This window comes from Nocardia sp. NBC_00416, assembly GCF_036032445.1.
Taxonomy (GTDB): domain Bacteria; phylum Actinomycetota; class Actinomycetes; order Mycobacteriales; family Mycobacteriaceae; genus Nocardia.
Map to the genome: position 1 here is coordinate 4119274 of NZ_CP107932.1, position 20221 is coordinate 4139494.

Consider the following 20221-nt stretch of genomic DNA (forward strand, 5'->3'; position numbering starts at 1 on the left):
GCCAGCTTATGGGCCCACCCTGCGAGACTGGTGACATGACCGACTCGGATACCGCACAGGGCACCTACGTCGAACCGGGCGAATTCAAACGGGACACCAACTACATCACCACCCGGATCACCGCCGACGGCCGCGACGGCTACCCGGTCGAACCGGGCCGATACCGCCTGGTCGCGGCCCGCGCCTGCCCCTGGGCCAACAGGACCCTGATCTCCCGCCGGCTGCTGGGCCTGGAATCGGCCATCTCCTTGGGTCTGTGCGGACCCACCCACGACAAACTCAGCTGGACCTTCGACCTGGACCCGGGCGGCGTCGACCCGGTACTGCAGATCCCCCGGCTGCGCGATGCCTACCTGGCCCGCTTCCCCGACTACCCGCGCGGTATCACCGTGCCCGCCGTCGTGGACGTGCCGAGCGGACAGGTCGTCACCAACGACTACCCGCGGATAACCCTCGACTTCGCCCTCGAATGGACCGCCCACCACCGCGAAGGCGCCCCCGATCTCTATCCCGAGCCGCTGCGGGCCGAAATCGACGAGGTCAACGCCCGCGTGTTCCGTGAGGTGAACAACGGCGTGTACCGATGCGGATTCGCCGGATCCCAGGACGGCTACGACGCCGCCTACGACCGGCTCTTCACCGCCCTGGACTGGCTGTCCACCCGCCTGACCGACCAGCGCTACCTGGTCGGCGACACCCTCACCGAAGCCGATATCCGCCTGTTCACCACCCTGGCCCGGTTCGACCCGGTCTACCACGGTCATTTCAAATGCAACCGGAGCAAACTCAGCGAGATGCCGGTGCTGTGGGCCTACGCGCGCGACCTCTACCAAACCCCCGGATTCGGCGACACCATCGACTTCGCGCAGATCAAGGACCACTACTACAAGGTCCACACCGATATCAATCCGACGCAGGTGGTCCCCAAGGGCCCGGACCTGTCCAACTGGCTGACTCCACACGGACGAGAAGCGCTGGGCGGGAGGCCGTTCGGCGACGGCACCCCGCCACCACCCCCGATCCCGGCCGAGGTGGTGCCGGCGGACCACAGCGCGGGGTAGGTCGAGCGGGCCGGATCGAGCTCGTTCGTGAGGGCGAGACGTGGACTCACCCGCCGAGGTCGAGACGTGGGCTGCCCGCAAAGGTCTGTGTTTATTTGCAAGCAATCCCACCCCTCACCAAACCCACCCCTCACTCCTCCCGGATGGTCAACTCCCACGGTCGGGGCCCGCCCCGGTTCTGGAGCGACAGAGCGAAGGAGCGCAGCGACTGAGTGGCGGAGTGAAGAACCGGGGTTAACGAGGGCCCCGACCCGCCCCGCCGAAGGCGGGGCAAACAAACACGGTCGGGGCCCGCCCCGGTTCTGGAGCGACAGAGCGAAGGAGCGCAGCGACTGAGCGCCGGAGTGAAGAACCGGGGTTGACAAGGGCCCCGACCCGCCCCGCCGAAGGCGGGGCAAATAGACACAGCGTCGGAACCGATTCACTGGGTAATCCGTTGTCAGTCGGAACGAACGTAGGGCCGTTGTGGCTTACAGTGCACAGAGGCCGAGGAGGAGGATGACGCCGTGCGCAACGGGGCACTGGAGAAGGCCGTGGTCGAGGCGCTGGACCACGGTTCCCGGTTACAGGCGCCCGCTGTCGCCAAGTATGTCGCGCGGTTGCGCCGCGCCCATCCCGACGAGGCGCCCGCGCAGCTCGTCGAACGGTTGGAGCGTCAGTATCTGCTGGCGGTGACCGGCAGTGGTAGCGCGGTCGGGGCGTCTGCCGCGATTCCCGGTGTCGGTACTCTTGCCGCGCTGGCCGCGGTGAGCGCGGAGACCACTTTCTTCATGGAGGCGTCCGCCCTGTTCACTCTCGCGGTGGCGTCGGTGCACGGGGTCCGGCCGGAGAACACCGAGCAGCGGCGCGCGCTGGTGCTGGCGGTGGTGCTCGGTGACAGCGGTATGGAGATCGTGCAGAAGAGTGTCGGTACCTCGGCGAAGAACTGGGGGACCGTGTTCGCGAACAAGATTCCGGGTCTGGCCGGGATGAACGATTCGCTGCTCAAACGGTTCATCGTCCGGTTCATCACCAAACGTGCCGCGCTGATGGCGGGCAAGATAGTTCCGGCCGGTATCGGCGCGGTGATCGGCGGCGTCGGTAACCGGGCGCTGGGCAAGGCCACTGTTCGCAACGCCCGCAACGCATTCGGTCCGGCGCCGGCCTATTTCGCGGACGATATGATCGTGGACGCCGCGTTGCCGCCGGCTCTCGAGAAGCCGAACAAGTCACTGACACAGGGTGATTCGCAGCATCGGCCCGAGGGTGCGGCTGGTGCGTTGCCGAATGGGACCGAACCGCCGGCCGGTTCCCGGTGACCCGCACAACGCACCCGGCGATCACGGTCCGGGGTCTGTCCAAGCGATACGAGGATTTCAGCATCGGGGCGCAGGACGTGTCTTTCGATATCGCGTCGGGGACCTGCGCGGCGCTGGTCGGCCCGCCGGGATCCGGTAAGTCCAGTGTGGCGGGCATTCTGCTGGGCCTGCTCCCGCCCACGGCGGGATCGGTCGCTCTCTCCGGCGGTCGGGGCAGCACGGCGGTCGGGGCGGTACTCGCGCCGCGGGGGCTGCATCCGCGCCGGACGGTCCACGATCACATCCGGGTCTACGCCGCCGCCGGCGGCTACTCCGACAAGCGGGTCCGGGAGGTCATCCGGGCCACCGGTCTGACCGAACGCGCCCACGCCGTCCCGGATGATCTGACAGTCGGTGAGGAGACCCGCGCCGCGCTGGCGACCGCCCTGCTCGGCGATCCGCGTCTACTGATCCTCGACGATCCGGCCGCAGATATGCAGCTCGGCGAATTGTCCTGGTTGCAGGGTTTCCTGCGGGGCCACACGCGGCGCGGCGGCACCGTCTTGTTCACGACGCGCAGCCTGGTCACGGCATTGCCGATCGCGGATCATCTGGTGGTGCTGAGCGCTGGATCGGTGGTCTACCAGGGCAGCCCGGCCCGGCTGCGGCGGCGCAACCCGGACCGGCTGGTGGTCGCGTCGTCGTCGTCGATCGCCGTCGCCACCGCGCTCGCCGCGCGCGGGTTCACCGACGCGGTGATCCGTCCCGACGAGCAACTGGCCGTGGCCGGAGCGACCGAGGAGGATATCGTGGGCGCCGCCCGCGCCGCCGGTGTCCGGCTGGACCGTATCGTCGCGGATCGGATACACCCCGACCGCGTGCTCGCTTCACTGGCGCCCGTCGCCGCGGCGGCCGGGCCCGGTATGCCGCCACCCGCTCCTACGCCGTACGGGGTTGCCCGATGATCGACGTCGTACCCGCGGAATTGATTCCGCCTGTCCTGTCCGAGTACCGCAAGGCCGTCACCCTGCGCTATACGCGGGTGCTGGCCGGGGCGATGATCGCGACGGCGATCGTGGCCGCGACGGCGACCGCGCTGCTGGCCGGCCTCCGCGACCCGGAGGGCGATCTGGTGACCGGAGCCGCCACCATCGGGCTCTACATCGCCGTGTTCGTGGTGATCGTGACCGCGGCGGTTTTCGGGGCGGCGGGCGCGGCGGGTGAACACCAGCACAACACCCTGGTGATCACCGCGTTGTTCACCGTCGATCGGGATCGGCTGGCCGGGGCGAAGTATCTGGTGACCGCCGCTGCGGCGGCCGCGGCCGCGCTGGCGGTGGAGATCGTGGCGATGCTCTGCCTGCTGCTGTTCGGTCGCGGCAAATTCGAGCTCACGGCCGACTTGTTCGGGGTTCTCGGCGGCGGCGTGCTCGCGGCGGCGTGCTGGGCGGTGATCGGTACCGGAATCGGCCTGCTGTTGCGGGCTCCGGCACCGGCGATCGGCGCCGTGCTGGTCTGGCTCCTGCTCGCCGAACCGCTGCTCTGGGTGGTGACCGCGGGTATCGGGCTGCCGGGCGTGGTCACCTTGCTGCCGGGGTCGGCGACACTGAGCACCGTCCTGGTGGGTTCGTTCGCCGACAGCGATCTGCTGGCTCCCGCCCCGGCCGCGATCGTGGTGCTGCTGCTCTGGGCGCTCGGTATCGGCGCGGCGGGCTGGTGGTCGCTGCGCCGGGCCGAACTCTGATCCGCTGAGCGGTTCCTGGCGACGCCGGGAACAAGACCTTGTCATCGGGCGTAGTTATGGTCGATGACAGGTCGATGCGAAGGGGGATCATGAACAGCGGTGCACGGCCCGGCTGGATCCGCCGGCTCTGGTCGGAATGCCGCCGCTATCGGGGCACACTGGCCGGTATCGCGCTGGCCCTCGTCGCCGGCGCCGCGGCCGAGATCGTCGCGCCGCTGCTCACGAAATGGGCCGTGGATTCGGCCACCACCGGCGCCACCCGGGTGATCGGCATCGTCGCGGGGCTGCTGGTCCTGCTGGCGTTCGGCCGGTTCGCGGCGTCGTTCGGACGCCGGATGCTGGCCGGGCAACTTTCGTTGGATGTCCAGCACGGGCTGCGGCTGCAACTGCTCGGCTCGCTGCAGCGGCTCGACGGCGCGGGCCAGGACGCGTTGCGCACCGGCCAGGTGGTGTCCCGTTCGATCACCGATCTGCAGCTCGTCCAGTCGCTGCTGGCGATGGCGCCGCTGTCGGGTATGTCGTTCCTGCAGTTCGTGCTCGCCGCGGCGGTGATGCTGTGGTTGTCGCCGCCGCTGGCGGCGGTCGCCTTGCTGATGGTGCCCGTGGTGATCGCGGTGGTGTACCGGTTGCGGCCGCGGCTGCACGCCGCGACCTGGTCGGCTCAGCAGCGCGCCGCCGAACTCGCCCAGCACGTGGAGGAGACGGTCACCGGGGTCCGGGTGGTCAAGGGGTTCGGCCAGGAAGGGCGGATGGTCGACGTGCTGGAACAGCACGGACGCCGCCTGTTCGCCGAGCGGATGCGGGCCGCCACGATCAACGCCCGCTTCGCCCCCACTCTCGCCGCGGTCCCGCAGGCCGGTCTGGTGATCGTCATCGGGCTCGGCGGCTGGCTGGCACTGCAGGGGGCGATCGGTCTGGGCACTTTCCTCGCGTTCAGCGCCTATGTGACGACGATGACCACCACCGCCCGCACGATGGCCTCGGTGATCATCCTGGCCCAGCTCACCCGGGCCGCCGCCGAACGCGTCTACCAGGTGATCGACGCGGGCCCGGCGGTGGCGGATCCGCCGCGTCCGGTACCGGTTCCGGACGGCCCGCTGGGTATCGAACTCGACGCGCTCACGTTCGGCTTCGACTCCGAGCAACCGGTGTTGCGCGACCTCGACCTGCGGGTGCGGCCCGGTGAGACGGTGGCGATCATCGGGCCGGCGGGGTCCGGAAAGACGACGCTGTCCCTGCTGCTGCCCCGGTTCTACGCACCCGATTCCGGAACTATCAGGTTGCTCGGCACCGGCGCCGCGGAGCCGGTGGATATCGCCGAGGTCGCCGCGACGGAGTTGCGGGCCGCGGTCGGTGTGGTGTTCGACGACCCGTTCCTGTTCAGTTCCAGTGTCGCGGCCAATATCGCGCTGGGCCGCCCCGACGCCACTCCCGACGAGGTCCGGGCCGCCGCCCGGCAGGCCGCGGCCGACGAATTCATCGAACAACTCCCGGACGGCTACGACACCGTGGTCGGTGAGCGCGGACTCACTCTGTCCGGGGGTCAGCGCCAGCGCATCGCCCTGGCCCGGGCGCTGCTGGCGCGGCCGCGCATCCTGGTGCTGGACGACGCCACTTCCGCGGTGGACGCGGTCACCGAGGCCGCGATCTTCGGCGCTCTGCCCGACCAGGGCTCCCGCACCACGATCATCCTGGCCCACCGGGAATCCACCCTGGCCCATGCCGACCGGGTCATCCGGCTCCCCGAGCCGGACACCGTGGCGGTCACCGGCCCGGTCTTCGTCTCCGACCGGCTGCCCCGGAATCCGTCCACCGACCGCTTCGGTGCGGCGGCCGACCTGAGCGCGACTCCCGAGCTGCGGCGCGCGATCGAACGGCTGCCCGCCGCCACCGAAGAGCCGCGGCTGGACGAGGCCCGGCTGCGCGAACCCGATCCGGGTTTCCGGTTGGCCCGGTTGCTGCGTCCGGTGCGGATGCTCGTCCTGGCCTCGGTGGCCCTGCTCGCCCTGGACGCGCTGATCGGTATCGGTTTCCCGCCGCTGGTCCGGCATGCGATCGACGCGGGTGTCGACGGCGGCGAACCGTCGGCACTCATCTGGTCGGCCGTTCTCGGCACCGGGCTGGTGCTGGCGGGGTGGGTGGTGGCCGCCGCGACCACGATGCTCACCTCCCGCACCGGGGAGCGGGTGTTGTACGGGCTGCGGGTACGCAGCTACGCCCACTTGCAACGCCTGGGCCTGGACTATTACGAACGCGAACTGTCCGGCCGGATCATGACGCGGATGACCACCGACGTGGACGCACTGTCGACCTTCCTGCAGACCGGCGTGTCCACGGCGCTGGTGAGTGTGCTGTCGCTGGCGGGTATCGCGGTGGCGCTCGTGGTGATCGACACCCAGCTGGCGCTGGTGGTATTGCTCGGGGTGCTCCCGCCGCTGATCATCGCCACGGTGATCTTCCGGCGAGTCTCCTCGGTGGCCTACACCATCTCACGGGAACAGGTGTCCACCGTGAACGCCGACTTCCAGGAGAACATCGCCGGGCTGCGGGCGGTGCAGGCCTACCGGCACGAACGGCTTTCGGCACACCGGTTCGCCGAGTACTCCACGAAGTACCGGCGCAGCCGGATGCGCGCCCAGCGCGCGATCGCGCTGTATTTCGCGTTTGTGGCCTCGTGGACCGATCTGGCCTTGGCCCTGGTGGTGTTCACCGGCGCGCACGCGGTGGCCGGCGGCGACACCAGCACCGGCACCTTGATCGCCTTCGTGCTGTATCTGGAACTGCTGTTCGGGCCGATCCAGCAGCTGTCCCAGGTCTTCGACGGTTACCAGCAGGCACGGGTCGGGCTGCGGCGGATCGGTGATCTGCTGCGCACGCCGTCCTCGATCGGTGCGGACCCGCCGGACGCCGACCCGATCGTCGGGGGCCTACGCGGCGATCTCGTCCTCGATACGGTGCGATTCCGCTATCCGGGAACCGAACGCGCGGCGCTCGACGAGGTGGATCTGGCGGTCGCGCCGGGTGAATCGCTGGCCCTGGTCGGCGCGACCGGCGCCGGTAAGTCCACGATCGTCAAATTGCTGGCCCGCCTCTACGACCTCGCCGGCGCCGATTCCGGCGCGATCCGAGTGGACGGTCGCGATATCCGGAACTACCGCCTGGACCGGTACCGGTCCAGGCTCGGCATGGTGCCGCAGGAAGCTCACCTCTTCACCGGCGACATCGCGAGCAACATCGCGTTCGGGAAACCGTCCGCCGGCGAATCGGAGATCGCCGCGGCTGCCCGGGCGGTCGGTGCGGAGGACATGATCGTCGGGCTGCCCGGTGGATTCCATCGGCCCGTGGGCGAACGCGGCCGCGGGCTCTCCGCGGGGCAGCGTCAGCTCATCGCGCTGGCGCGCGCCCAACTGGTCGACCCCGATCTGCTCCTGCTCGACGAGGCGACCGCCACCCTCGATCCCGACACCGAGGAAAAGGTGCTGGCAGCGACCGGCTCCCTGGCCCGCGACCGGACCACGATCGTGGTCGCGCATCGTTTGGCGACTGCCGCGCGGGCCGATCGGATCGCGGTGGTCGAGCACGGCCGCATCGTGGAAATCGGCACGCACGCCGAGCTCGTCGCCGCTGGTGGGCACTATGCCCGCCTCTGGACAGCGGCCGGAAGCGGCGAAGGAATATTCTCGGTCGAGGACGAGTCGTCAACAATGAGGTCGGGATAGTCCGGTGGTCGGTGACGAAGCCGATGTGCGCGGGGGCATATCCTCGTCAGAGGGCGTATCGGGTACCCACCCACGAAGCCCGGTGCCGGGCACGTCACAAACGTCGCAGCGCGAAGAACGAAATGAGGCGAACACCTGCTGTGAGCAGCTCAAAATCCCAGTTCGGTCAGAACCAGTGGCTGGTCGACGAGATGTATCAGAAGTTCAAACAGGATCCATCCTCGGTCGACGCCAGCTGGCACGAGTTCCTCGCCGACTACACCCCTGAGATCACCGGTGATCCCGGTAGCACCCAGTCCGCTCCGGCACCAGCGGGCCAGACCTCGGCGGTGAACTCCGCCCCGGCCCCCGCTCCCGCCGAAACCGCCTCCGTCCAGACCCGGGCCACCGCGCCCACGGCTCCGGCCGCCGCGGCCGCTCCGGCCGCCGCGGCCAAGGCGGCTCCGGCCGCCACCACCGCCGCGCGGACCACCGCGGCGGCGCAGCGGACCCCGCAGACGACTCCCGCGCCGGCCTCCAACGCCGCCCCCACCTCGGGTGCGCCGAAGGCTCCCCCGGCCGCGGACGAGAAGAAGGTCTTACGCGGCGCGGCCGCGGCGGTCGCCAAGAACATGGCGGCGTCGCTGACCATCCCGACCGCCACCAGTGTGCGGGCGGTACCCGCCAAGTTGATGATCGACAACCGGCTGGTCATCAACAACCATCTCGCCCGCACCCGGGGCGGCAAGATCTCCTTCACCCACCTGCTCGGCTACGCGATCGTGCAGGCCGTGAAGGCGTTCCCGAATATGAACCGGCATTTCGCCGAGGTCGACGGGAAGCCGAACGCGGTGACCCCCGCCCACACCAATCTGGGTCTGGCCATCGACCTGCCCGGTAAGGACGGGAGCCGTTCCCTGGTGGTCGCGGCGATCAAGGGCACCGAGGCGATGACCTTCGGCCAGTTCCACACCGCCTACGAGGACATCGTCCGTCGGGCTCGTGACGGCAAACTGACCGCCGAGGATTTCAGCGGTGTCACCATCTCGCTGACCAACCCGGGCACCATCGGCACCGTGCACTCCGTGCCGCGGCTGATGCAGGGGCAGGGCGCGATCATCGGCGCCGGCGCCATGGAGTACCCGGCGGAGTTCCAGGGGATGAGCGACGAGCGGATCGCCGATATCGGCATCGGCAAGCTCATGACGCTGACCTCCACCTACGATCACCGCATCATCCAGGGCGCGGAATCCGGTGATTTCCTGCGCACCGTGCACAAACTGCTGATCGCGGACGAGTTCTACGACGAGATCTTCCACGGTCTGGCGGTGCCCTACGAGCCGGTGCGCTGGCGCAAGGACATCAAGGAACGCGGGGTCGACAAGAGCACCCGCGTGCTGGAGATGATCGCCGCCTACCGCAACCGCGGTCACCTGATGGCCGACACCGATCCGCTGCGGCTGGTCAAGGACAAGTTCCGCAGCCATCCCGATCTGGACGTCACCCAGCACGGCCTCACCCTGTGGGATCTGGACCGCGAGTTCAACGTCGGCGGTTTCCACAGCGAAGAGCGGATGAAGCTGCGCGATGTGCTTTCGGTGCTGCGTGATTCCTACTGTCGCCACGTCGGTGTGGAGTACACCCACATCCTCGAAGAAGACCAGCTCAAGTGGATGCAGGACCGGGTCGAGCAGAAGCACGTCAAGCCGACCGTCGCGCAGCAGAAGTACATCCTGAACCGGCTGAACGCGGCCGAGGCGTTCGAGACCTTCCTGCAGACCAAGTACGTCGGCCAGAAGCGTTTCTCGCTGGAGGGCGCCGAAACCGTCATCCCGATGATGGACGCCGTGATCGACCAGTGCGCCGAGTACGCGCTGGACGAGGTGATCATCGGTATGCCGCACCGCGGCCGGCTCAATGTGCTGGCCAATATCGTGGGCAAGCCCTACTCGAAGATCTTCACCGAGTTCGAGGGCAATATGAACCCGGCCGCCACGCACGGCTCGGGCGATGTGAAGTACCACCTCGGTGCGCGCGGCAACTACCTGCAGATGTTCGGCGACAACGAGATCGAGGTCTCGCTGACCGCCAACCCGTCGCATCTGGAAGCGGTCGACCCGGTGCTCGAGGGTCTGGCGCGCGCCAAGCAGGATCTGCTGGACAAGGGCGACGGCCCGGAGGGCTTCTCCGTCGTGCCGCTGATGCTGCACGGTGACGCCGCGTTCGCGGGTCAGGGTGTGGTGGCCGAGACCTTGAACCTGTCGGGGCTGCGCGGTTACCGCGTGGGCGGCACCATCCATATCGTGGTGAACAACCAGATCGGTTTCACCACCGCCCCGGAGAACAGCCGGTCCACCGAGTACTCCACCGATATCGCCAAGTTCATCGGCGCCCCGATCTTCCACGTCAACGGTGACGACCCCGAAGCGTGCGACTGGGTCGCACGTCTGGCGGTCGATTTCCGGCAGAAGTTCCGCAAGGACGTGGTCATCGACCTGATCTGCTACCGCCGTCGCGGTCACAACGAGGGCGACGACCCGTCGATGACCCAGCCGTACATGTACGACGTCATCGACACCAAGCGCAGCGTCCGCAAGAGCTACACCGAAAGCCTGATCGGCCGTGGCGATATCTCGCTGAAAGAGGCCGAGGACGCGCTGCGCGACTACCAGGGCCAGTTGGAGCGGGTCTTCAACGAGGTCCGGGAACTGGAGAAGTACGCGCAGAGCCCGAGCGAATCGGTGGAGGACGATCAGCAGATCCCGTCCACCGTGCTCACCGCTGTCGACAAATCGGTCCTGCAGCGGATCGGCGACGCGTTCCTGAACGTGCCCGACGGCTTCAGCGTGCATCCGCGCGTCCAGCCGGTGCTGGACAAGCGCCGCGATATGGCCTACGAGGGCAAGGTCGACTGGGCGTTCGCCGAGTTGCTGGCCTTCGGCAGCCTGATCGACGAGGGCAAAGCGGTTCGCCTCACCGGCCAGGACTCACGTCGCGGCACGTTCACCCAGCGGCATTCGGTGATCATCGACCGCAAGACCGCCGCCGAGTACACCCCGCTGCACAACATCAACAGCGCCAACCCGGGCTGGTTCGCCGTGCACGATTCGGCGCTGAGCGAGTACGCCGCCGTCGGCTTCGAATACGGCTATTCGCTGGGTAACCCGGACGCGCTGGTGCTGTGGGAGGCCCAGTTCGGTGACTTCGTCAACGGCGCGCAGTCGATCATCGACGAGTTCATCTCCTCCGGTGAGGCCAAATGGGGCCAGCTCTCCGAGGTCGTGCTGCTGCTGCCGCACGGGCACGAGGGGCAGGGACCGGACCACACCTCCGGCCGTATCGAACGCTTCCTGCAGCTGTGCGCGGAGGGTTCGATGACGGTGGCGGTGCCATCCACCCCGGCGAACTACTTCCACCTGTTGCGCCGCCACGCACTGGACGGCATCCGCCGCCCGCTGATCGTCTTCACCCCGAAGTCGATGCTGCGCAACAAGGCAGTGGTCAGCGATCTGAAGGATTTCACCGAGAGCAAGTTCCGCTCGGTCTTCGACGAGCCCACCTACGAACAGGGCATCGGCGATCGCGGCGCGGTCAAGCGCATCCTGCTGACCAGCGGCAAGCTGTACTACGAGCTCGCCGCGGCCAAGGCCAAGCGCAAGCGTGACGATGTCGCCATCGTCCGGGTCGAGCAGCTCTACCCGCTGCCGAAGTTCCGGTTGAACGAGGCGCTGGAGCGGTATTCGAACGCCACCGAGATCGCTTGGGTCCAGGAGGAACCGGCCAACCAGGGCGCGTGGCCGTTCTTCGGCCTGAACCTGCCCGAACTGCTGCCGGACCGGCTGGGCCGCCTGCGCCGCATCTCCCGGCGCGCCATGTCGGCCCCGTCCTCGGGTTCGAGCAAGGTGCACGCGGTGGAGCAGGCCGAGATCATCGACGAGGCCTTCCTGCCGACCGACTGATCACCGATACGCCCGACGCCGGGTGTGAACCGCATCGATGCGGTTCACACCCGGCGTTCGTCGTTCCCGGGTACCGCACGCCACGGCGCCACCGGATTCTCCGGCGCATCGCCACGGGTTCATTCGCCGATACCGCGTTTGTGACAGGCGCCACGCTGGTGCGTTCCCGGGCTGGGAATGACCGAACGGCGAATACCCGGCCTTCATGGAATCCTTCTGTGCACTCCATGCCGAGATCCGGTGGGAGACAAATAAACCGGTACGCATCGAAACCGGGACGCTCCAGTGTCGGCAGGCCGGTGTACATAGGAGGAAATGTATGACTCAGGAGCTCCAGCAGAGCGGCGGGGAGACGACGATCGCCGGCCTCGAGCAACGGCCGTCACCCCTGGACGCGCTCATCTACGAACAGGCGGGCCTGGTCGTCGGTGCGGTTCTACACCTGACCGGTGCGCCCGCGCGGCGCGACGAACTCTGTGCGCATGTGACAGGGCGGTTGACTGCGCTGCCCTCCCTGTCGGCGGTGATGGTCGGACAAGGTCTTGCCGCACAGTGGGTTCAGCGGCGACCGGACGTGGAACAGCATATTCGCGAGCACGAGTTGCCGGTGGGCGCCGCAGTGGAGGATGCGACGCGCGAATTGAGCCGGGCCGCGTTCCCCACCGACGGTCCCCGGTGGGACCTCACCATCATCCACGGGTACGCCGCCGACCGTTACGCCCTCTTTTACCGGGTCCACCACGGGCTGCAGGACGGAGGCGCGGTGGCGCACGCCGTGGAGACCCTTTTCAGCGCCGACCCTGTTCCGAAGGAGCAGTCCTCCGGTGTGGTGCAGGCACTGGTAGATCCGCCCGCGCCTTCGCTGCGAGACAAGTGGGGCGCCCTGAAGTTCCTGGCTCGCACCACGGCCACCACCGATCTGTGGCCTCATCCCACGTACCGCTACTCGCAGGAGCGGGGCCTGAACTGGTCCGCGGTGCCGACGGAGGTGCTGCGTTCAGCGGCTCGCCGGCACGGGGGCACTGTGAACGACGCCTACGTGACGTCGGTGGCCCGTACCTTCGCCAGCTGGACAGCGGTGCACGCCACACACGCCTCCCGGGCGTTGCCGTTGAGCATCGCGCTCAACATCCGGCGGCCGGTCGATGTCGATGCGCCCGGCAACCAGACGCTCGCGGGGCGCGTCGTCGTTCCCGACCCCACCATGCCGGTTCCCTCGGTGCTTCCGGCCACTATCGAGGCCAATCGTCTCTTGAAGTCCGCCACGCACCGCGAGGCCCTGCGCCGATTGACCCAAGGTGCGCCGCGCAGGCTGGTGAACATGTCGATGTCGGCATTGCTCGCTCCGGAACGCGGGGCCATCTTCTGCTCGAATGTCGCCTTCCGGCATCCGCTGCAATGGCAAGGAACTGCCGTGTCCGCCATCGACCCACTGGTCCTGCTTCCGCTCGGAGCTCCTGCCGCGGCACTGCTCTACAGCTACGAGGGCCGTTCATCAGTGGTATTCGTGACCGATCCCGCGCTGCCGCAGATGGACGACCTGCACAACGTGTGGCAGCACGAAGCGAACCATCTCGAAGAGCACACTGCGTGACATAGCCACGACCGATACCGCCGGCGGGCGCGGAAATCCGGCCGGATGATCCCGGCCGGATCTCGCTCTCACGCGGCGTCGAGGGCCGCGGTGATCTTGCCGGCCATATCGACCATGGTGGGGTGGGGCCGGTCCTGGTGGGTCCGGGCGGCGTCCATCGCGACGAGGACCGTGCTGCGGAAGTTGCCGGCCTCGGCGGGATCCTGTTCCTTCAGCAGGCTCATGGCGGCGGTCAGCGCCGGCAGTACCTGGTCGGCGAGTTCGGCGGCGGACTTTCCGGTCAGGGTGATCTTCCCCGATTTCGCGGCGAGTACGTGCCCGATCGACCCGGTCGCCGACGCCAGCGCGATGCTGCCGTTGGTCGCGATCTTGTGCGGCTTGTCGCCGACGCCGGCGGCGGCCAGCAATGAGACGGCGCCGTAGGCGGCGGTCCGCAGGGTGGTCTTGTCCTGGGCGGTGAGGGTGATGGACATGGTGCGTGCTCCTTCGAATGTGGTGGTCGGCGCCGGCCGGGGCCGTGCCGTTCTTCGTTCTGCAACCAACTATCGAGGTCCGGCCTGACGTCTCCCTGACACCCGTCTGACACCGCCGCTGACACGGAGATCCGCTCGGTGGCACCAGATCCAGGAGGCTGCTACCCCGGCCGACGAAGTCGTCCGCGCGGCGTGGTGGTGGACATTGTTCTCCTCCTGCGGTGGATCGCAGACGGGTGTCAGTGGTGGGCTTCGGCGGTGGCTTTGAGGTCGGCCAGCCAGATCTCGAGGCCTGCGCCGAGGAGCCCGGTGGAGGTGGGGACGTCCGCCTCGGGCTGCGCGCCGCGCCAGTTCTCCTCGGTGCGCACCAGAACGCCGCCGTCGACCTCGGTGAAGTTCCAGACGTGGGTGCCGCTGTCGATGTGCACGCCCTCGCCGATGGCGGGCCCGCTCCAGCGGATGCACTTGTTCTGCTCGAGCTGCTGGACCGACGAGGTGATGGACAGCGTGGTGGCGGGCGTTATCGGGGTGGCCGGCGCCGGAGTCGTCCACCGGAACTGCGAGCCTTCCCGCAGCGGCCCCTGATCGAGGCGCTCGATGGTCGTAACGGCCTGCTGCCACTGCGACCAGCGTTCGACATCGGTGTGCAGATCCCAGACAGTGCTCAGCGGCGCGTTGATCAAGGTCTCGGCCCGGTAGTGGATCGGGGCGGAGGCATCGATGCCCTGCCCGCCACAGGTGAGCGCGGCCGGGTCGGCGGGGGCTGCCGGTGCGGCGCTCGCCGTGCTCTCACTTGCCCCTTCGGCACGGGCGTCATCGCTGCCGCATGCGGTGAGGGCGGTCAACGCGAGCGCGGTGAGCGGGATCAGGACCAGGGCGGTGCGCTTGCCGAAGCGGTTGCGGATCTCCTTGCCGGACATGGTTTCTCCTCGTTCAGGGCCGGAGCCGAGTACCTCCGAGTTAGTGCCACTCGGGTTAGTTAGAACCTATAACCACGATGCGGTGAGTGTCAATAGTGAAAGTGATAGGGTCTAACCAAACGCGGAGTCGCCGCGTGCCCCGGCAGGAGGTGATCGTCGATGGGAGCCAAGGGAACGGGCTCGAGGGAGCGCTATCGCACCCAGGTGCGCGAGGAGATCAAGCAACACGCCTGGGAGCAGATCGCGACGGCGGGCGTATCCGCGCTCTCGCTCAACGCGATCGCCAAACAGGTGGGGATGAGCGGCCCGGCCCTGTACCGCTACTTCGCCGGCCGCGACGAATTGATCACCGAACTCATCCGCGACGCCTACCGAAGCCTCGCCGACACCCTGCACGCCGAACTCGACATCGGCGCCGACGTGACCGGGCTGGCCTACGCGGTACGGGGATGGGCCCTGCAAGACCCCCAGCGGTACTTCCTCATCTACGGCACACCCATCCCCGGCTATCACGCACCCGAGGACACCACCGCGATCTCGAACCGGATCATGACAGCGCTGCTCACTGCCTTCTCCGCACTATCTCCGGAACAGCAGGCGACGCCGTTCGACGCCCACCTCGAACACCACCGCCGATGGGCCGGCGACCCCGCGACACCGGTCACGACGCTGCACCGCGCCCTGACCTTCTGGACCCGGCTCCACGGCGTCCTCTCCCTCGAACTCGCCGGCCAGTTCACCGGAATGGAGTTCGACCCGGCCCTCTTGTTCACCGACGAACTGAACACACTCCTCCCCGCCGACCGGACCACTCGGCCGGGCCCGGCCCCCGCGTAGACGTACCGTCGCCCCGATGGCCCGCGCGCCCTGGTCGAATCCGATCCGACGTACTTGGATGAGCTGATGCTGCTAGATCTCCAGTTGGATGCGCGACCCGACCGCTGCGCGGAACGCGCCCGCGCGCTCGTCGACGCCGGCGCGGCCGGACTGTTCACCTTCGAAGGCCCGCACGACGTCCTGCTGCCGCTGGCGGCGGTGGCCGGGCGGGTGGACACCGATCTGATGACCAATGTCGCGATCGCCATGCCGCGCAGCCCGATGCATCTGGCGCACGCCGCCTGGGACCTGCAGTTGATGTCGCACGGCCGATTCCGGCTCGGACTCGGGTCACAGATCCGGCCGCATATCGAGAAGCGCTACGGCGCCACCTGGTCCGCTCCGGCGGCGCGGATGCGGGAGATCGTGCTCGCGGTGCGCGCGATCCTGACCTCGTGGCAGGAGGGCAGCCCGCTGGACTTCCGGGGTGAGCACACCCAGCACACCCTGATGCCGCCGACCTTCGTCCCCGGACCCAACCCGTACGGTCCGCCGCCGGTCCTGCTCGGCGCGTTGGGGCCGGTGATGACCCGAACCGCCGCCGAGGTCGCGGACGGGCTGCTGGTGATGCCTTTCCACAGCCACCGCCACTTCCGGGAGCGGACGCTGCCCGCCGTCGCGGCGGGGATGAGAAGGGCGGGCCGCACCGAGTTTCCGCTCTTTCCACAGGTGATCGTGGCGATGGGCACCTCGGCGGAGGAACTCGCGGCCGCATCGACCGGGGTGCGCGGACTGCTCGCGTTCTACGGTTCGACCCCCGCCTACCGGTCCGTGCTCGATATCGAGGGGTGGGGTGATCTGCAGCCGGAGCTCAACGCCCTGTCCAAATCGGGCGACATCATGCGCATGTTCGGCCGGATCTCCGACCCTATGGTCGACACTCTCGCGGTGCGGGGCACGCCCGGAGAGTGCGCGACCGAGATCCGGCGCCGTTTCGCCGACGTCGCCGATCGGGTGTGCTGCTATTTCCCCGGCTACGATCCGCCGGTCGAGCAGATCGCGGCGCTCGCCGCCGCACTGGGCTCATGAGCCCGGCGCGGCGGCGGTCCGGAGTCCGGTGGTCCCGGCGCCCGGGTTCGGGCGCGGATCAGTATTTCGGGATCGGCTGCCCGGCGCCGGTGGCGATCAGCTGCGGCAGGCTCGTCGTGATGTAGAAGGTCCAGCCGCGCGAGCAGGCCTCGAAGCATTCGGAGGCGGCGGTCAGTCCCTCGTGGGTGAAGTGCAGGGTGGTCCCTTCCGGCGTGGCCGCGATATCGAAGACGACATCGGTGTCGGTCCACTCGTGCCGGTCGTCGACGAAGGTGAGATACGAATCCAGCACGTGCCAGACCATCCGCTCGCCGCGCACGACCTCGGTGAGCCGGAACCGGCTGAAGCGGATGCCCTTCTTCTCCTGGGCGGTCTCCCCCGCGTACTTGCAGTCGTCGGTGAAGACGAATTCGTCGTGCAGGCCGGTGGTGGCGCCGATGAGGTTCTCGCTCCACCACCCGCGGACGTCGGTGACGGCTGCGAAGACCTCGTCCGGGGTCCGATCGACGGTGATCGTGGCAGTCAGGTGATCGGTGTGCGACATTTTCTTGCCTCTCTCTCGGTGGTTTTGCCCCACCGACGAACGGGGCCGCTCCCGATCGACATCGACACCGAATTTTCTTTTCCGACTCCGCTGAACGCGACCGCGCGGTCAGAGTTCGCGCAGGCGACCGGCCAGATAGCGGCGTTCGGCGTCGGTCGGCGCCGACGCCAGCGCCTCTTCGTACGCCTGCGCGGCCTCGGCCGAGCGGCCCGCCCGGCGGAGTAGATCGGCACGGGTCGCGGGCAGCAGGTAGTACCCCCGCAACCTGCCGGATTCGGCGAGCGCGTCGACGAGAGCCAAGCCGGCCGGGATGCCCTCGGCCATGGCGATCGCCACGGCGCGGTTGAGGTCCACCACCGGCGAGGGCGCAGCGCGCGCGAGTTCCGCGTACAGGGCCGCGATCTGCGGCCAATCCGTGGACGCCGCGTCGGGCGCGGTCGCATGGCAGGCGGCGATCGCGGCCTGCACCTGGTAGGGCCCGGCGCGGCGCAGGGCCAGCGCCTCGTCGAGCGTGGCCACCCCTTCGGCGATCAGCGCACCGTCCCATCGGGAGCGGTCCTGGTCCTCCAGCGGGATCAGGACGCCGCCCGCGGTCCGATTCGCGCGACGGGCCTCCAGTAACAGCATCAGTGCCAGCAGGCCGCGGGGCTCGGGCTCGGACGGCATCAGGCGGACCAGAACCCTGGCGAGGTGGATCCCCTCGGCGGTCAGCGCCCGGCGCCCGTCCTGCTCGTCGTAACCCTCGTTGAAGATCAAATAGAGAACGGCGAGGACCGCTGACAATCGTTGCGGCAGGAGTTCTGCCCTGGGAACCCGGTACGGGATGCCCGCCTCGACGATCTTGTGCTTCGCACGCACCAGGCGCTGCGCCATCGTGGACTCGGCCGTCAGGAACGCCCGGGCGATCTCGGCGGTGTTCAGGCCCGTCAATGTCCGCAGGGTGAGGGCGACGCGGGCCGGGAACGGCAGCGCCGGATGGCAGCAGGTGAAGATCAACCGCAATCGTTCGTCGGGAATCTCTTCCGCGACGAGTTCTTCCGTCCCCGGTGCCAGCACGACGAGTTGACGTAACTTGGCTGCTCCGGCCTTGTCGTGACGCAGCCTGTCCCGGGCACGGTTGCGCGCCACCGTCGTGAGCCATGCCCCCGGACGGCCCGGGATCCCCTCGCGCGGCCAGGTCGCCAGTGCGGCGGCGAACGAGTCCTGCGCGCAATCCTCGGCCAGATCCCATTCCCCGGTCAGCCCGATCAGGGTCGCGACCACCTGTCCCCATTCGTCCCGGTACGCCGCTTCGACCGCGGCGCGCACCGCGTCCGGCGCGGTCATTCCCACACGGGGCGGACTTCCACGCAACCCCGGCGCGCGTAGGGATGGCCCGCCGCGATCTCGAGCGCCTCGTCCAGATCAGCGCAGTCGATGATGTCCACCCCGCCGACGAAGTCCTTCGTCTCCGCGAATGGACCGTCGGACACCAATATTTCGCCGTCGCGGACGCGCACCGTGGTCGCGTCCGCCACCGGACGCAGCCGCGCGCCGCCGAGCCGGCGTCCCCGCCGGTCCACATCCGCCGCCCACGCGCGATGCGCCGGGTCTGCCGCGATCTCCTCGTTGGTCGGCGCATCCGTCTCGTCGTCGCAGATCAGCAGCACATATTTCATGGCCACAATATGCCCGACCAGGCGAGGCCGATCAACGACGCGGACGGGTCGACACACCCTGTAACGGGGCACACCGGCCTTCGATCCGCGCCGACCACCTGCCCCGACCGTCAGCTGAAACGCGCTCCGAAGCGGCGCGTCACACCGGATCCGGCTGATCGAGGGGACACCGCCACCGAGGCCGATGGAACCAACCGATCACACCCGGAATCCCTTGGGCACGAACATCTTCCAGCAACCTGCCCCGGACAGAGCCGTACTGACCGGCGAACTGGACGGCCACTATGTCACCCTCACGCTCGACCGGATCGACCCGGACAGCTTCCCGCAACGAAGCACACCGTTCCGGTGGGTGCAGAACCGCCCGAACCTCTGACCGGACACTGATCCACGCCGATTCGCCCGGCCCAGGATATGAAGCACCGTTGCCGGCTGGGTGGGGACGGCCTTCGCCAGTCGCATTCCGCGACAGGAGGATCCGGGTCCTGCTCAGATGACCATGACCCGGCGTCCGCGCGTATGACCGGCTCGGCTGTCGATATGCGCCGCCGCCGCTTCGGCGAGCGAATACGACTTCTCGATCGGAATGTGGAGCTTTCCTCGTGAGATGAGATCGGCGGCTTCGGCGAGTGCTTCCGGCATGCTCCCGGCCACACCGGAGAATCGGACGCCGAACTCCGACGCACCGATATCGGCGATGGAGACCACCCTCTGCGGATCCCCGACCAGCTCGACCAGCTCCCGGATCACGCCCGAACCGGCCAGATCGAGAGCCGCGTCGACACGGCCGGACTGCCGAACGCGCTCGACCCAGCCCTCGCCGTACGTCGTGGCGACGGCCCCCAGGCTACGCAGATAGTCCTGGTTGGCGGCCCCACCCGTGCCGATCACCGCGACGCCTCGGTCGCGGGCGATCTGTAGCACCGCCGATCCGACGCCCCCGGACGCACCGCTGACCAGCAGCGTCTGCCCGGGCGCAACACCGACCTGGTCGATGATGCGCAGCGCGGTCTCCACCACCGAGGGGTACCCCGCCGCCTCTTCGAATGTCAGCCCCTCGGGCATGCGGGCCCAGGCCGACAGCACGGCGAACTCCGCATAGGTACTCGAGCCGTCGCCGAACACGTGGTCGCCGACTGCGACCCCTTCGACTCCCTCGCCGACCTCGTCCACCACCCCGGCGGCGTCCTGCCCCACTCCGGCAGGCAACTCGACCGGATGGACCTGCTGGAACTGGCCTTCACGAATCCTCCAGTCGACGGCATTCACGCCCGCGGCCCGCACGGCGATGCGTATCCGACCGGGGCCCGCGTGGGGCTCCTCGGCGTCCACGAGGTGCAGAACGTCCGGGCCGCCGAACTCGGCGAAGCTGACTCTCTTCATACGAT

The 20221-nt window shown here is 68.5% G+C and carries 16 protein-coding genes; 10 read left to right on the forward strand and 6 right to left on the reverse strand.

Translation table 11 applies throughout. From position 1 onward, the window contains the following. Positions 1 to 35: 35 nt before the first annotated feature. The 7 genes from OG804_RS17560 (at position 36) to OG804_RS17590 (ending at position 13333) form a co-directional block, all read left to right on the forward strand. Positions 36 to 1061 carry a glutathione S-transferase family protein gene (locus tag OG804_RS17560; protein WP_328387837.1) on the forward strand — a complete coding sequence of 342 codons (1026 nt, stop codon included), beginning with the start codon at positions 36 to 38 and terminating at the stop codon, positions 1059 to 1061. A 521-nt stretch (positions 1062 to 1582) separates the two neighbouring features. Continuing rightward, on the forward strand, positions 1583 to 2359 hold the full coding sequence (locus tag OG804_RS17565; protein WP_328398489.1) for a hypothetical protein: 777 nt from the start codon (positions 1583 to 1585) through the stop codon (positions 2357 to 2359). Then, on the forward strand, positions 2356 to 3303 hold the full coding sequence (locus tag OG804_RS17570; protein WP_328387839.1) for an ABC transporter ATP-binding protein: 948 nt from the start codon (positions 2356 to 2358) through the stop codon (positions 3301 to 3303). Before OG804_RS17565 ends, OG804_RS17570 begins: the two co-directional genes overlap by 4 nt. After that, positions 3300 to 4082 carry an ABC transporter permease gene (locus OG804_RS17575; protein WP_328387841.1) on the forward strand — a complete coding sequence of 261 codons (783 nt, stop codon included), beginning with the start codon at positions 3300 to 3302 and terminating at the stop codon, positions 4080 to 4082. Before OG804_RS17570 ends, OG804_RS17575 begins: the two co-directional genes overlap by 4 nt. An 89-nt stretch (positions 4083 to 4171) precedes the next feature. Beyond that, positions 4172 to 7801, forward strand: coding sequence for an ABC transporter ATP-binding protein (locus tag OG804_RS17580; RefSeq protein WP_328387843.1), 3630 nt, complete (start codon positions 4172 to 4174; stop codon positions 7799 to 7801). Between the two features lie 122 nt (positions 7802 to 7923). Then, entirely contained in the window at positions 7924 to 11739 is a 3816-nt protein-coding gene (locus tag OG804_RS17585; protein ID WP_328387845.1) for a multifunctional oxoglutarate decarboxylase/oxoglutarate dehydrogenase thiamine pyrophosphate-binding subunit/dihydrolipoyllysine-residue succinyltransferase subunit, read from the forward strand. A 319-nt stretch (positions 11740 to 12058) separates the two neighbouring features. After that, positions 12059 to 13333, forward strand: coding sequence for a wax ester/triacylglycerol synthase domain-containing protein (locus OG804_RS17590; RefSeq protein ID WP_328387847.1), 1275 nt, complete (start codon positions 12059 to 12061; stop codon positions 13331 to 13333). A gap of 68 nt (positions 13334 to 13401) precedes the next feature. Here OG804_RS17590 and OG804_RS17595 read toward each other — a convergent pair whose 3' ends face one another. Next, the gene (locus tag OG804_RS17595; RefSeq protein WP_328387849.1) at positions 13402 to 13806 is read right to left on the reverse strand and encodes a hypothetical protein; all 405 of its coding nucleotides are present in this window, start codon (positions 13804 to 13806) and stop codon (positions 13402 to 13404) included. A gap of 239 nt (positions 13807 to 14045) precedes the next feature. Beyond that, the gene (locus tag OG804_RS17600) at positions 14046 to 14726 is read right to left on the reverse strand and encodes an SRPBCC family protein (RefSeq protein ID WP_328387851.1); all 681 of its coding nucleotides are present in this window, start codon (positions 14724 to 14726) and stop codon (positions 14046 to 14048) included. Positions 14727 to 14885: 159 nt separating this feature from the next. Between OG804_RS17600 and OG804_RS17605 the strand changes: the two genes are divergently transcribed. Beyond that, positions 14886 to 15563: a TetR/AcrR family transcriptional regulator gene (locus OG804_RS17605; protein WP_328387853.1), complete on the forward strand. Its 678-nt coding sequence runs from the start codon at positions 14886 to 14888 to the stop codon at positions 15561 to 15563. A gap of 66 nt (positions 15564 to 15629) precedes the next feature. Further along, positions 15630 to 16631 (forward strand): TIGR03617 family F420-dependent LLM class oxidoreductase, encoded by a 1002-nt coding sequence (locus OG804_RS17610; RefSeq protein ID WP_328387855.1) that lies wholly within the window; start codon positions 15630 to 15632, stop codon positions 16629 to 16631. A gap of 58 nt (positions 16632 to 16689) precedes the next feature. Here the strand turns inward: OG804_RS17610 and OG804_RS17615 are convergent, their stop codons facing one another. From OG804_RS17615 to OG804_RS17625, 3 genes are all read right to left on the reverse strand, one after another. Continuing rightward, positions 16690 to 17175, reverse strand: a complete 486-nt coding sequence (locus tag OG804_RS17615; RefSeq protein ID WP_328387857.1) for an SRPBCC family protein — start codon at positions 17173 to 17175, stop codon at positions 16690 to 16692. A gap of 108 nt (positions 17176 to 17283) precedes the next feature. Then, complete coding sequence (locus OG804_RS17620) at positions 17284 to 18501, reverse strand: RNA polymerase sigma factor (protein WP_328387859.1); 1218 nt, start codon at positions 18499 to 18501, stop codon at positions 17284 to 17286. Further along, on the reverse strand, positions 18498 to 18833 hold the full coding sequence (locus tag OG804_RS17625; protein ID WP_328387861.1) for a YciI family protein: 336 nt from the start codon (positions 18831 to 18833) through the stop codon (positions 18498 to 18500). Before OG804_RS17625 ends, OG804_RS17620 begins: the two co-directional genes overlap by 4 nt. A gap of 184 nt (positions 18834 to 19017) precedes the next feature. On the opposite strand from OG804_RS17625, the gene OG804_RS17630 reads away from it, so the two are divergent. Continuing rightward, the gene (locus tag OG804_RS17630) at positions 19018 to 19209 is read left to right on the forward strand and encodes a hypothetical protein (RefSeq protein WP_328387863.1); all 192 of its coding nucleotides are present in this window, start codon (positions 19018 to 19020) and stop codon (positions 19207 to 19209) included. 113 nt (positions 19210 to 19322) lie between these two features. Here OG804_RS17630 and OG804_RS17635 read toward each other — a convergent pair whose 3' ends face one another. Further along, the gene (locus tag OG804_RS17635) at positions 19323 to 20216 is read right to left on the reverse strand and encodes an NADP-dependent oxidoreductase (RefSeq protein WP_328387865.1); all 894 of its coding nucleotides are present in this window, start codon (positions 20214 to 20216) and stop codon (positions 19323 to 19325) included. Positions 20217 to 20221: the final 5 nt, after the last annotated feature.